This window comes from Priestia sp. TRM10, assembly GCF_057808375.1.
On the sequence record NZ_JBJZOT010000011.1, the window covers coordinates 67,665 to 81,521 of the forward strand.

Here is a 13,857-nt window from a genome sequence, read left to right on the forward strand (position 1 = left end):
CCTTTATTCTTGCTAAATATTTCAGCATAACTCATAATTACGTTGCAAATAAAAAAGAAATTAGGATACGAAAAGGAAGAATTAATGGTATCCATTCGTTTCTGCTAGTTATTAACTAAAAGTCATTTACCATAAATAAAAATCCCCCGTCTCTTTATTTAGAAAGAGACGGGGGAGTAATTTTATGTTTATTTTTCTAAGAAAGATTTTTTGAAGAAATCTAGCTGATAATCCAACGTAATTGGATCACTAAAGTATGCTTCTTTTGAATCCATTTCAAATAAATGGCCATTCTTTACTGCTGGAATGTTTTTGTATGTTTCTGTTTGTTGGAATGAATTATCAGCTTCTGAACTCTTACTAAAGATAATATAGTCGCCCGCATATTGTGGAAGAACTTCAGCTGAAATTGAACGATATCCTTCCTTTAATGCATCTTGTTTCACTTTTTCAGGCATCTTTAGCCCCATTCCTTGATAAAGGACCTCTGTACCTCGTGCCCAATTATCGCCAAAAACATAAAGCTCTTTATTTGCTGATTCAATTACAGAAACGGTTGCATCTTCACCAATTTTTGCTTTTACATCTTTACCTGCTTGCTGTGCTCTTTTCTTGAAGTCATCCACCCATTTTTGTGCTTCGTCTTCTTTTCCAACAAGCTTTCCAATCTCAATCTGTTGTTCCAAGTAATCAAGTTTACCCCATGTATATGTAACAGTAGGAGCAATATCCTTTAGTTTATCGATATTTTTTGTAGTAGATAAACCAACAATAAGATCAGGGTTAAGTTCAATAATTTTCTCTAAATCATCTTCAGAAACGACCTCTGCATCTTTTAAATACTTATTATAGCGAGGATTATCTTTAGCCCAGCTATCCACTCCAACAATATTAATATCAAGGCTAGCTAGGTTACCTGCAAAGCTAGAAAGAACAACAACGCGTTTCGGGTTTTTCGGTACTTTTACAGATCCGCTTTCTGACTGATATGTAACCATTTCTTCTTTACTATCACTTGAAGCTGAATTCTTATCTTTATCAGTGTTTCCGTTGCTGCATGCACTTATTAGTAACAGGAAAACAAGGGAAAGGGGCACTAACCATTTTTTCATATTAATTTCTCCTTTAAAAGAATATAGTGGTTAGTTTATGAACGATTATCGTAATTATCCACCTATGTATATAAAAACAATTAAACGATAATGATTATCATTACTAACTATATTTTTAATATAATGTCGATTTATGTAGTTGTCAATCTATATTTAAATCGTTTACATCATATGCTTTGACTATTTTTTAATTAACAATAAAACAGGAGAAATAAAAAGTGAATTCATATGTTTAGAAGAGAAAATGTGCAGCTACTTTCACTTTTTTTATTTCAGTAAAAGGGAGCTTACTTGGGGAAATACTATATTAATGGAAAAATTTTATAATAAAAACAAGAAATCTCTTTATGGGAAGATAGAGAATTTCTTCTTTCTATATCAATTTCTTTCAACAAGGAGATCAGAAATGGAAAAATATAAGCAGCACTTCTTGAAAAATATACGGAAACAGCTAAAAGATTGGGAAGTTGTTTCTTTCATTTCTCATGAAGAGCTTTACAGATTTCTTCATTCTATAGCAGGGACAGCTGCAACAATAGGTTTGGATAAAATTAGAGTAAAGGCAAGAGAGCTAATGAATGGGCTAGAAGATATGGATAAAGAAGAGTGGGGAATGGAGAATGTAGAGCACTATATATTCGATGTCATCCATCTTTGTTACGCATATGATTATCAAGAAATAATCGACTTTTCCAAAAAGATTAATGAACAACAAAAAGAGAGTGCTGTCATCTTATTAATTGATGATGACACATCTTTTTTAATGTATATGAAAGAAAAATTAGAAGAGGAAGCTAATTGGTATGTCATTGTAGTAGCAAACCCTCAAAAGGCTGCCTCTGCTCTTTACGATGTGAAACCAGATTGTGTGATTATTGATATTCATATGAAGGAGAAAAGTGGACTTGAGCTGCTTGAGTTTTTAAATGGAAAGCTTAAACAACAATTCATTCCAACTGTGATAGTAAGTGGCGATGGAGAAAAAGAAACACGCATTAATAGCTACCGAAAAGGTGCAGATGATTTTATTCAGAAACCGTTTGATATAACGGAGTTTATTGTTCGTATTCAAAGGCAATTAGACAGAAAAAATCAAATTCATGATCTGTTACTTCTTGATGAGTTGACACATGTGTATAATCGTAAATATTTAAATCAAGCTTATGAACAGTTGCAAAATGAAAGGAATCGTTCTAGAGAACCATACTGTTTAGCTGTTTTAGATATTGATCATTTCAAGAAAATTAATGATACACATGGTCATCTTGTTGGAGATGAAATCTTAAAAGCATTTGCTCGCTTTTTAAAAGAGGAGACACGTATGAATGACATTGTGGTTCGTTTTGGGGGAGAAGAATTCATCATTCTTTTTCCGAAAACAAATATTCAGGAAGGGTATGAGGTGATTGATCGGTTACGGAGGAAATTTAAGGAGTTGTCCTTTGAAGGAAAAAGGACATTTTTCTGCACATTTTCCTCAGGGATTGTAGAGGTAAACAATGTAAATACACTCGAATACTGGTTACAACTAGCAGATAATGCTCTTTATGAGGTAAAGAAAAAAGGTCGCAATCGAGTACAGAAGGCAGAGGCCTTATATAGTTTTTGGCCTCAAAAAACATTGAAAGTAGCAGTAGTTGATGACGATCCAATTATTAGAACGATTATCAAAGGCATCTTAACAAAGTTTCCTCACCAGCAGATGGTTCTTGAAGTTAAAACATTTAAGGATGGGAAAGACTTTATGAATTCTAAATGGCATATAACAGAGGAGAATCCTTGTCTTGTGATTTTAGATGGGATTATGCCAAACGTAGATGGATTAGAAGTGCTAAAAAGGCTGCATAGTCAAGAACAGCAAGGGCTTTATAAAGTAATTATGCTTATTTCACGAAACAGTAAGGAGGGTGTGGCGAGAGCACTTCAACTTGGGGCAGATGATTATATGATAAAGCCGTTCAACTTATTAGAGTTGGAAACAAGAGTAGGAAAATTAATGAGCAGAATGTTTTAGTGCTAGTAATGAAGAAAATAAAGAGAGTTGATCGAAAAGAGCAGGTTTCTCTGCCCTTTTTTTAGTTTATTATATCTGACTATTCAGAACTATTGGAATGGTATTGACAATTAATGAAGAGAACGATATAGTTATGAAAATTGAATTCTTATCCAGAGAGGTGGAGGGACTGGCCCTTTGAAGCCTCAGCAACAGGTCGATTATAGACACTGTGCTAATTCCAGCGGGTGATTTAGCCTGATAGATAGGACCGTACGTTTTTATTTGTCAGTAACGCATCCATGGATTGGATGCGTTTTTTTATTGGACTTTTAATTGAAATATGAAGGAGAATCAGCATGGGAGCTCAACCAAAACAGGAATTTCAAAGAAAAATGAAGGAAAGACACCTTGTAATGCTTTCACTTGGAGGAGTTATTGGAACAGGTCTTTTCCTCAGCTCTGGTTATACAATTCAACAGGCAGGCCCTTTTGGTACTATTCTTTCTTATCTTGTTGGTGCCGTTGTTGTCTATCTTGTAATGCTATGTTTAGGAGAACTTTCTGTTCATATGCCTGAAACAGGAGCATTCCATGCCTATGCAGCCAAATATATCGGTCCAGGAACAGGATATGTTGTTGCATGGCTTTATTGGTTAACGTGGACGGTTGCTCTTGGATCAGAGTTTACAGCAGCAGGGCTGCTTATGCAGCGTTGGTTTCCATCTATTAATGTGTGGATATGGAGTGCATTATTTGCTATTTTGATTTTTGTTCTTAATGCTTTAACAGTCAAATTTTTTGCAGAATCAGAGTTTTGGTTTTCATCTATCAAAGTTTTAGCCATTGTATTTTTTATTATTCTAGGAGCCGGAGCAATGTTTGGTATCATTCCGCTTGAGCATTCAGAAGCTGCTCCATTTTTCTCTAATATAACGAGTGAAGGTCTTTTTCCAAATGGAGCATTAGCTCTTGTAATGACGATGCTTGCAGTTAACTTTGCTTTTTCAGGAACAGAGCTTATTGGGGTTGCAGCTGGGGAAACAGTTGATCCAGAAAAGAACATTCCAAAGGCTATTCGTACAACATTATTCCGGCTTATTATTTTCTTTGTTGGAACGATTGTTATTTTGGCAGCACTCTTACCAAGTTCAGAATCAGGAGTGGTAGAAAGTCCATTTGTTGCCGTTCTTGAAAAAATAGGTGTCCCATACGCAGCAGATATTATGAACTTCGTCATTTTAACAGCTATTTTATCAGCAGCAAACTCAGGGCTCTATGCTTCATCTAGAATGCTCTGGTCACTTGCTGATCAAAAAACAATTTCACCTATCTTTGCAAAATTAACAAAGAGAGGCGTTCCAATCTATGCTGTAATTTTGAGTATGGTTGGAGGGGTGCTTGCTTTATTTTCAAGCATTATTGCTCCTGATACAGTATATATTGTTCTCGTCTCTATCTCGGGACTTGCCGTTGTTGTAGTTTGGATGAGCATTAGTCTTTCACAGCTTTTCTTCCGCCGCCGTTATATTCGAGAAGGAAACTCTGTTGAAGATTTAGTATACAAAACACCTCTTTATCCATTTGTCCCTATTGCATCATTTTTACTTTGTTTAGCATCATGTATTGGGATTGCTTTTGACCCAACACAGCGTATAGCCTTGTATTGCGGCCTTCCATTTATTATTTTATGTTATATCGTATATTACACAACTCAACATTTTAAGAAGAAAAAGGAGCCTATTGAATATGCTAGTGGAGAGAAAAGATCCAGTTAAAAACATTCTAGAAAAATATCAAACTTTAATTGTAGACGGAGCACTTGCAACAGAACTAGAAGGGTATGGCTGCGACCTTAATGATCCTCTCTGGTCTGCACGTGTTCTTATTGAAAATCCAGAACTTATATATAAAGTTCATAAGGAATACTTTCTTGCTGGAGCAGATTGTGCCATTACAGCAAGCTATCAAGCAACAATTGATGGCTTTAAACAGCGAGGAATTCAAGAAGAAGAGGGAATTAAGCTTATTAAAAAAACGGTAGAGCTTGCCAAACAGGCACGTGATGATTTCTGGGAGGAACACAAGAGCAATGGGAGACCAAAACCTATTGTCGCGGCATCTGTTGGACCATATGGAGCATACCTTGCAGATGGTTCTGAATACGTTGGAAACTATGGGGTTGATGATGAAACCCTTCGAGCCTTTCATGAAGCAAGAATTAAAGCGTTGATTGAAGCAGGAGCGGATGTTCTTGCATTTGAAACCATTCCTTCTTTGCAGGAAGCAAAGGTCTTGTCTGGTCTTTTGGAAAAGTTTCAACCTGCTTATGCTTGGCTCTCTTTCTCCCTGAAAAATGAGAAGGAGATTAGTGATGGAAGTGCGCTTAAGGTATGTGCAGAAGCTTTTAAGGGACATCCTCAGATTGTTGCAGTTGGCGTGAACTGCTCCGCTACAAGTGTTGTTACAGAGGCTATTCGTACTCTTCATCACTACAGTAGTAAGCCTGTTATTGTTTATCCAAACTCGGGAGAGGCGTATGATGCTGAAACAAAAACGTGGCATGGATCTTCAACAGGAAAAGGATTTCATGAAGAATCGAAAGACTGGTATGAAGCAGGAGCCCGTTTAATTGGAGGATGCTGTCGTACTTCTCCACAGCATATTAAAGAGCTTGCTCATACATTTAGAGCCTGAAAAAAGCGTTTCTAAGCTAGCTTAGAAACGCTTTTTCTATAGGTTGATCCGCTTTTGGCTGTAGAGATTCATCAGCGGATGAGTTCCTTTGGTAATTACATCTCGTAGCATCTTTGCAAGTGCTCCACTATAGACAAGAACATAGAAAAAAGGAGGACAAAATATGAAATGGAGAGCTTTTATAGGTGGAATTATTTCAGGTATCATAATGAGTGTTTTTTTAAAAGGAATCGAAGAATTAACTCATCTTCGTGTTTATACATTGTTACTAAATGTAGATTATATTCCATTGTTAAAACGGGTAACATCAAATGAACCATTGGAGCTTATTCTTCATCTTATAGTAGCTGTTATTGTTTCTGTTGTTTGGTTTGTTGTGCTTCAAAAAATCAATCTAACGAAGAAAAAGAGCAGAACAGCAACAATTATGATGGCAATGTGTATTGGTCTTCTTTTATATCCTTCTACAATTATGTCAGAGAGAACCCCCTCTCTTTCATCTTTATCTTCTTTAGGGTTTTGGCTTCTTGGCCATTTAATATTTGGTATGTTATTAAGTCTTTTTTATAAGCGGGATAAATAGTTTTATACGCCTTCTCGAGAAAACCGTCATGTTCTTTTGGTTGAAGAATATATTGGACTATGGACAAGTACGGGAGAGGTTTAGATAGGGGGCGTATATGTACGTTGAACGATTGAAATATGTAATTCAAAGCAGTGTTAGAAAAACATCTTTATACAGGAGAATTTTTTTTGTTCTTTGTGGAGCAATGCTTGTTGCCGTTTCTTTAGAGCTTTTCCTCGTGAGAAACAGCGTCATTGATGGGGGAATTGTTGGGGTAAGTCTCATTCTCTCTCATCTATCGTCTTTTGAAGCAGGCCCTCTTCTTCTTTTATTAAACAGTCCTTTTCTTCTTGTAGGATATCAATATATGGGAAGGCGATTTGTATTTCTAAGTATGCTTGCCATTTTTGCGTTATGGAGCGGAATGTTTTTGTTGAAACCATACCCGGTTCTTACAACAAACCCTTTTGTTGTAATTGGCGTAGGAGGAACAATTTTAGGACTTGGAATAGGATTGATTATTCGCTATGGAGGAGCCTTAGATGGGACGGAGATTTTAGCTATTTTATTAAGTAAGAGAACAAGATTCTCTATCGGTCAATATGTGATGATCTTTAACTTTATTATCTTTGGAAGTTCTATTTTTGTATTTGGAATGAGAGAAGCCTTTTACTCTCTTGTTACGTACTTTATTGCCTATAACATTATTGACTTGTCCGTTCAAGATCAATAGCTCAGAGCCATATCAATCTCTTGATATGGCTCCTTTGATTAAGGTTGTAAATAAGAAAGAGTAAGGGAAGTCAGCATTTTTGCTGCAATAAGCATTGACCTCTCATCAATATCAAATTTAGGATGATGGTGAGGGTAATTTGCTTTTTTCTTTTCATTGCCTGCACCAGTGAAAAAGTATGCACCTGGTACTTTTTGAAGATAATAAGCAAAATCTTCTCCACCCATATTTGGTAAAACCTCTTTTGTATTAGAAGACCCAACAATAAGTGAAGAATGTTCTGCAACTAAATTTGCTTCATAAGAATGATTGATTACAGCAGGATATCCTTTTTGATATGTAAAATCATAGGAAGCTCCACCTTGTTGGCAAATACCTTCCGTGATTTTTTCCATCTCTTGTTGAATAAAATGCTGTACTTCTTCATCAAAGGTGCGAACCGTACCTCTGATGGTAGCTTTTTGCGGAATAACATTAAAAGCATCACCGGCTTGGAAAGAGGCTACAGTTAAGACAGCGGGCTTTAAAGGATCAACGCGTCTGCTTACAATGTGCTGGAGAGCTTGAACGAGTGAAGTTCCGATTGCGATTGGATCAACTGTATCATGAGGGGAAGCCCCGTGGCCCCCCTTCCCATTAATTGTAATATCAAATCGGTCCGCAGCTGCCATAAATTCTCCGCTACGGTATCCAATCTCCCCAATGGGGATAGGTGTCCAAAGGTGTGTGCCAAAAATAACATCCACACCATCAAGACATCCATCTTCAATCATTGGTTTTGCTCCGCCAGGCGTTATTTCTTCCGCAAATTGATGGATAAATACGACGTTTCCACAAAGCCTATCCCTCATTTCAGAGAGAACCTTAGCAACGCCAAGGAGTGTTGCAGTATGAGCATCATGTCCACATGCGTGCATAACCCCTGGATTTTTAGATTTATATGGAACATCTTTTTCATCTTGGATTGGAAGAGCATCAAAATCAGCACGTAAAGCAACTGTTTTTCCTTGAGCACCACCTTTTAGAAAGCCAACAACTCCATTTCCTCCAACACCTGTTTTCACATCTAACCCTAATGAATTTAAATAATCTGCGATTTTAGCAGGAGTTTGTACTTCACGAAATGAGAGTTCAGGATATTGATGAAAATAGCGGCGCAGTTCTACTATTTCAGGGTAAATATCTTCTAAACGGGCTAACTGTTCTTTCATAACCTTTATCCCTCCGATATTGTTTCTTTATCCTTATTTTCTTATCAAGCTTTACATTCTTGTATTTGAAATAGCATCCCTTACTTTCTCTAAGGATACCTCTGCTTTTTGTTTATTTAGCATCATAATATTCGCATAAAGAGCATCAATAAGGCTCAATTGACCAATCCTAGAAGCAAGTGCTTCAGAACGATATTCTGTTTCTTCAGAGCTTGTATAAAGTGCTACATTTACACCTTGACTTAAAGGAGATTTTGGAAAACTTGTAATACCAATGGTTTTGACTCCATTCTTTTTAGCAACATCTAAAATTTCCATGATCTCTTTATTAGAGCCTGAGTGGGAGATGAAGACAGCTGCATCTTTTTCAGTGAGCTGTGAGGCAGACATTCGTTGAAAATGTGAATCAATAAAAGCAAAGGAATCGATACCTGATCGGATGAATTTGTGATAAGCATCCATTGCAATGACGCTGGATCCTCCTATTCCAAAGAAATGAATGCGGCGTGCTTGAAGCAGGAATTGCACCGCTTTTTGAATAGATGATTGCTCTAATATTTCAAGCGTATTTTCAAGTGTTCGGATGTTTGAATGAAAAATTTTTTGAGAGACTGTTTTTTCATCATCGTCCTCTAAAATTTTTTCATTAATTTGTTGAACAGGACTCATTGTTTCAGAAGCAAGTGAAATTTTCATTGCTTGATAGCCTTTGAAACCAATTCGTTTGCAAAAGCGAAATACTGTTGCATCTGCTACACGCAAATCTTCTGCAACCTCATTAATCGTCCCATGAATAATTTTCTCGGGATGATTTAAGATATAATTAGCGATTTTCTTTTCTTTTTCACTAAATCGAGCAAAATGGGAGCGTATTTTACCTAAACAGTTTTGTACCATATCATAAATCACTTCCTCTACGTTCACTAGCGTTTAATATTTATTTTACAACGAGAAAACAAAACTTGTAAACGATTGCAACAAGAAATTTTTTTTCGTATAATAGATAAGGACATAAAAATTTTTTTCAAAAGAGAGGTTTTACAATGGAAATCGGCATCGTTGGACTAGGGAAAATGGGCTTTAATTTAGCTCTAAATTTATTAGATCATAAACATGAAGTGGTAGCTTTTGATGTTGCAAAAGAGTCTGTTCAAAACATTGAGAAAGAAGGAGCTAAAGGAGCTTATTCAATAGAAGAACTTGTTTCAAAACTTCCTGAACGTAAAGTTGTATGGGTAATGGTTCCAGCGGGAGAAATTACAGAAGGTGTAATTACCGAGCTTGAGAGCCTTCTAGGGAAAGATGACATTATTATTGACGGTGGGAATGCAAACTATAAAGAATCATTAGCACGTTCAACTCGTCTCGCTGAGAAAGGCATCCATTTGTTAGATGTTGGTACAAGTGGAGGAACAGATGGGGCTCGTAATGGTGCTTGTACAATGGTTGGTGGAAATAAAGATGCATTTAGTTATGTAGAAGAGATTTTCAAAGATATTTGTGTTGAAAAAGGATACTTATATACAGGTGAAAGTGGAAGTGGTCACTTCTTGAAAATGGTTCATAACGGAATTGAATATGGTATGATGCAAGCAATGGCAGAAGGGTTCGATGTATTAGAAAAAAGTCCATATGACTACGATTATAAAGAGGTTGCTCGTGTTTGGAATAACGGCTCTGTTATTCGCTCATGGCTTATGGAACTTATCGAAAATGCATTTTCGAAAGATCCAAAGTTAGAAGGCTTAAAAGGAATTATGCACTCTTCAGGAGAAGGAAAATGGACGGTAGAAACAGCTCTTGATTATCAAGTAGCGACACCTGTTATTGCTCTTTCTCTTATGATGCGTTACCGTTCATTAGAAGACGACACATTCTCTGGTAAAGTCGTAGCTGCACTTCGTAATGAATTTGGTGGGCACAGTGTTGTTAATAAATAAACAAGCATAGAGGAGAAACATAAAGGAGGAAGAAACATGGGAGAAAAATATGTACTAGGGGTCGATATTGGTACAACAAGTACGAAAGCTGTTTTGTTTTCACCTGCAGGCAAAGTCATTGAAAAGCATGGGGTTGAGTATCCACTGTTTTCTCCAACTCCAGCAACAGCAGAGCAAGATCCAGAAGTGATTTTTGCAGCTGTTATTGAAAGTATTAAAGAAACAGTAGCGAAAAGCAACGTTAATGCTGAAGATATTGTATGCGTATCATTTAGTTCCGCTATGCACAGTATTGTAGCTGTGGATAAAAAGGGAGAACCCCTTACTAAATGTATCACATGGGCAGATAACAGAAGTGCGCATTGGGCTCAAAAAATCATGGATGAATATAATGGCCATGAAATTTATTTGCGCACAGGTACACCTGTTCATCCAATGGCTCCGCTGTCAAAATTGCTGTGGCTAAAAGAAGAGCATAACGAGCTATTTTCTTCTGTGCATAAGTTTGTATCAATTAAAGAATATGTTTTCTACAAGCTTTTCCATGAATATGTTGTAGACTATTCTATTGCTTCTGCAACGGGAATGTTTAACTTGCGAAATCTTGATTGGGATGAGGAAGCTCTTGAAGTAGCAGGAGTGACAAAAGATCATCTTTCCAAACCGGTTTCAACCACGCATTCTTTAACAGGCTTGGATGAAAAGTTTGCACAGGAAACAGGTCTTCTTGCTTCAACTCCATTTGTTGTTGGTGCAAGTGACGGCGTTTTATCAAACTTAGGGGTAGATGCAATCGACCCAGGTGTTGTAGCTGTTACAATTGGGACAAGTGGAGCCATTCGTGCTGTAACAAATAAGCCTGTAACAGATCCGAAAGGCCGCATTTTTTGTTATGCGCTAACAGATGATCACTGGGTAATCGGAGGACCTGTAAATAACGGAGGCATGATTTTCAGATGGGTTCGCGACCAGCTTGGAGAGCAAGAAATTCAAAAAGCAAAAGATCTTGGTAAGAATTCATATGATTTATTAACTGAAATGGCTTCTAACGTTAAAGCAGGAGCTGAAGGGTTAATTTTTCACCCATATCTGGCAGGAGAGCGTGCTCCATTATGGGATGCTAATGCACGAGGTTCATTCTTTGGATTAGGACTTCATCATAAGCGTGAACACATGGTGCGAGCTGTTTTAGAAGGCATTTTATTCAACCTTTATACTGTACTTCTTGCTTTAAGTGAGTTAATTGGGGAACCAAAGAAAATTAAAGCTACAGGCGGATTCGCTCGATCAGAGGTTTGGCGTCAAATGATGGCCGATATCTTTGGACAGGAAGTAACCGTTCCGGAAAGCTTTGAAAGCTCATGCTTAGGGGCAGCTCTGCTTGGCCTTTATAGTATTGGAGAGATTGATTCCTTAAATGCTGTATCTTCAATGGTTGGAGAAACTCATCAACATGCACCAAATGAAGAGAATGCTCAAACATACCAAGAGCTTTCCTCTATTTACATTCGCCTTGCGCGCCTTTTTAAAGAAGAGTATGCAAACATCGCTGCCTTTCAAGAAAAACAGTCTTAAAAAAGAGAAAAAAAGCCGATACTTTCAAAGTATCGGCTTTTTTAGCTGTTTCACATGAAACGTATGTGTTGTTTCACTTTAAAAGAAAAAGTGCTACGATAATGAACAAGTGTAATTTTAATGATAGAAGAAATGAGATGAAAAAATGAGTGAAATGCTTTCCCTGCAAATTAAACGTAAAGACGCAGGAAAAATTAAAAGTGGTGTTCCTCTATTAAAAAAAGAGGCCATTGTGAATCCACATGTGCTTAAAAAAGAAGGTCAGCTACTTCGGTTAGTAACAGAAAGTGGCGAGTTCTTAGGAACAGGATACTATGGAAAACAAAATAAAGGGTATGGTTGGGTTCTTACAACAAACGAGCGCGAAAAGATTGATGAATCTTTTTTTATCAACAAGCTCTCTCAAGCCCTTGCTTATCGTTCTTCATTCTTTCAAAACTTATCCACAACTGCTTTTCGAGTGTTCAATGGTGAAGGAGACGGTATTGGCGGTTTAACGATTGAATATTTTGAAGGATACTATGTTATTAATTGGTACAGTGAAGGAATTTATGCTTTCAAGGATTTAATCCTAAGTGCTTTAAAAAAGGTTGTTCAATATAAAGGCTTATATGAGAAGAAGCGTTTTGATCAGCAAGGTCAATATATTGAAGATGACGATTTTGTAGATGGAGAGCGTGCTCAATTTCCGTTAATTATCAAAGAGAATGATGTGAATTTTGCAACATACCTCAACGACGGAGCTATGGTCGGGATTTTCTTAGATCAGCGCAACGTGCGAGAACGTATTAAAGATCATTATGCTAAAAATAAAACGGTCCTTAACTTGTTTTCCTACACAGGTGCCTTTTCTGTTAGTGCTGCAGTTGGTGGTGCTTCTAAAACAACAAGCGTGGATGTTGCTAATCGAAGTTTAAGTAAAACAATTGAGCAGTTTAGAGTCAATCAACTTGATCATGAAGACCATGATATTATCGTAGAAGACGTTTTTCACTACTTTAAATACGCAAAACGAAAAGAGTTTACGTATGACTTAGTTATATTAGATCCTCCAAGCTTTGCCCGCTCTAAAAAGTTTAGATTTAGTGTCGCAAAAGACTATCAAAAGCTCTTAGAAGACACAATTGATCTAACAAACGACAATGGAGTAATTGTTGCTTCTACAAACTATAGTGGCTTTGATATGAAAAAGTTTAAAACCTTTATCGATGGAGCTTTCAAAGCTAAAGGAGAACGCTATAAAATTCTCGAAGAATATAAGTTACCAAAAGATTTTAAAACAAATCCTCATTTTAAAGAAGGAAACTATTTAAAAGTTGTCTTCATTCAAAAAGCCTAAAATCCTCCGTTTTAGGCTTTTTTTCTGTTTCTAAAAACTGTGGATAACTTAGAGAGGAAAGGTTATCCACAGTTTTTAATACTTAAAGACTTCTTTTTTCTAAATTCTTCTTTCCTCGAATAAATCGCTTCCTCCATTCTCCTATATACGACCTTTTTCAACTTCTTTTTACAGCAAAAAAGCTGTTCTTCTACAATATCCGCCTTTTCTCTTCCTAACGACATAACTTCATCCTCTTTTTTTACTCTTCATTCTTGGTTTAGTGCTGCCTATCAATACTATGAACTCCCTTACCTGCGTATCTTTTGTTTCCCTTCTGGCTAAAACAGATAGAAAACAGTATTTATAGTGGTACATCATCTAAGGATACTCCCTTACTTTTTGAGAAGCCTATCCCTATAATCAATATCTTCAACTTCTTATCCACCAGTTTCTTGATCTGCTAGCTTCCTCATATCCTTTATCCACTTTTTCCTTCGGCTCTTATTATTTTTCAACCTTTTCTTGATCCTCTTTCCTGGTAGAAAAAATTATTTTCAGAAAATATAGATCTGAACTTCGGTTATCTCTGTACCAATTTAACTGTCAGTCTGTATTTATATAGAAATTATTATAAAAAAATACCAAAAAACACTATTGTTTTTCTAAAATAATATAAAAAATAGCTTATTTGTCGAAATGTCGAATTATTT

General features: G+C 36.5%; 12 protein-coding genes and 1 riboswitch. Of the genes, 8 read left to right on the forward strand and 4 right to left on the reverse strand.

What is annotated here, in order from left to right:
* Positions 1-188: 188 nt before the first annotated feature.
* A complete protein-coding gene (locus ACK3CR_RS08750; RefSeq protein WP_488975249.1) occupies positions 189-1,112 on the reverse strand; it encodes an iron-hydroxamate ABC transporter substrate-binding protein in 924 nt (307 codons plus the stop codon).
* 406 nt (positions 1,113-1,518) lie between these two features.
* Here ACK3CR_RS08750 and ACK3CR_RS08755 point away from each other — a divergent pair, with 406 nt between their 5' ends.
* The 5 genes from ACK3CR_RS08755 to ACK3CR_RS08775 all read left to right on the forward strand — a co-directional run bounded on the left by ACK3CR_RS08755 (position 1,519) and on the right by ACK3CR_RS08775 (position 7,100).
* Positions 1,519-3,126, forward strand: coding sequence for a diguanylate cyclase (locus tag ACK3CR_RS08755; protein ID WP_488975250.1), 1,608 nt, complete (start codon positions 1,519-1,521; stop codon positions 3,124-3,126).
* A 145-nt stretch (positions 3,127-3,271) separates the two neighbouring features.
* Positions 3,272-3,377, forward strand: a riboswitch (SAM riboswitch).
* An 87-nt stretch (positions 3,378-3,464) separates the two neighbouring features.
* On the forward strand, positions 3,465-4,883 hold the full coding sequence (gene mmuP, locus ACK3CR_RS08760; protein WP_488975251.1) for an S-methylmethionine permease: 1,419 nt from the start codon (positions 3,465-3,467) through the stop codon (positions 4,881-4,883).
* Positions 4,855-5,802 carry a homocysteine S-methyltransferase gene (mmuM, locus tag ACK3CR_RS08765; protein ID WP_488975252.1) on the forward strand — a complete coding sequence of 316 codons (948 nt, stop codon included), beginning with the start codon at positions 4,855-4,857 and terminating at the stop codon, positions 5,800-5,802. Before mmuP ends, mmuM begins: the two co-directional genes overlap by 29 nt.
* 163 nt (positions 5,803-5,965) lie before the next feature.
* The gene (locus ACK3CR_RS08770; protein ID WP_410914190.1) at positions 5,966-6,385 is read left to right on the forward strand and encodes a DUF6789 family protein; all 420 of its coding nucleotides are present in this window, start codon (positions 5,966-5,968) and stop codon (positions 6,383-6,385) included.
* A gap of 97 nt (positions 6,386-6,482) precedes the next feature.
* Complete coding sequence (locus ACK3CR_RS08775) at positions 6,483-7,100, forward strand: YitT family protein (protein ID WP_040060414.1); 618 nt, start codon at positions 6,483-6,485, stop codon at positions 7,098-7,100.
* A gap of 38 nt (positions 7,101-7,138) precedes the next feature.
* Here ACK3CR_RS08775 and ACK3CR_RS08780 read toward each other — a convergent pair whose 3' ends face one another.
* Together ACK3CR_RS08780 and ACK3CR_RS08785 are read right to left on the reverse strand one after the other, a co-directional pair.
* Positions 7,139-8,311 carry a M20 family metallopeptidase gene (locus tag ACK3CR_RS08780; RefSeq protein WP_328123906.1) on the reverse strand — a complete coding sequence of 391 codons (1,173 nt, stop codon included), beginning with the start codon at positions 8,309-8,311 and terminating at the stop codon, positions 7,139-7,141.
* Between the two features lie 51 nt (positions 8,312-8,362).
* Positions 8,363-9,208, reverse strand: a complete 846-nt coding sequence (locus tag ACK3CR_RS08785) for a MurR/RpiR family transcriptional regulator (protein ID WP_019394720.1) — start codon at positions 9,206-9,208, stop codon at positions 8,363-8,365.
* Positions 9,209-9,354: 146 nt separating this feature from the next.
* On the opposite strand from ACK3CR_RS08785, the gene gnd reads away from it, so the two are divergent.
* The 3 genes from gnd (at position 9,355) to ACK3CR_RS08800 (ending at position 13,165) form a co-directional block, all read left to right on the forward strand.
* On the forward strand, positions 9,355-10,251 hold the full coding sequence (gene gnd, locus ACK3CR_RS08790; protein WP_243516208.1) for a phosphogluconate dehydrogenase (NAD(+)-dependent, decarboxylating): 897 nt from the start codon (positions 9,355-9,357) through the stop codon (positions 10,249-10,251).
* Between the two features lie 36 nt (positions 10,252-10,287).
* Entirely contained in the window at positions 10,288-11,826 is a 1,539-nt protein-coding gene (gene gntK / locus ACK3CR_RS08795; RefSeq protein WP_488975253.1) for a gluconokinase, read from the forward strand.
* Between the two features lie 145 nt (positions 11,827-11,971).
* A complete protein-coding gene (locus tag ACK3CR_RS08800) occupies positions 11,972-13,165 on the forward strand; it encodes a class I SAM-dependent rRNA methyltransferase (RefSeq protein WP_328123907.1) in 1,194 nt (397 codons plus the stop codon).
* 62 nt (positions 13,166-13,227) lie between these two features.
* Here ACK3CR_RS08800 and ACK3CR_RS08805 read toward each other — a convergent pair whose 3' ends face one another.
* A complete protein-coding gene (locus ACK3CR_RS08805; RefSeq protein WP_488975254.1) occupies positions 13,228-13,389 on the reverse strand; it encodes a hypothetical protein in 162 nt (53 codons plus the stop codon).
* Positions 13,390-13,857 lie beyond the last annotated feature (468 nt).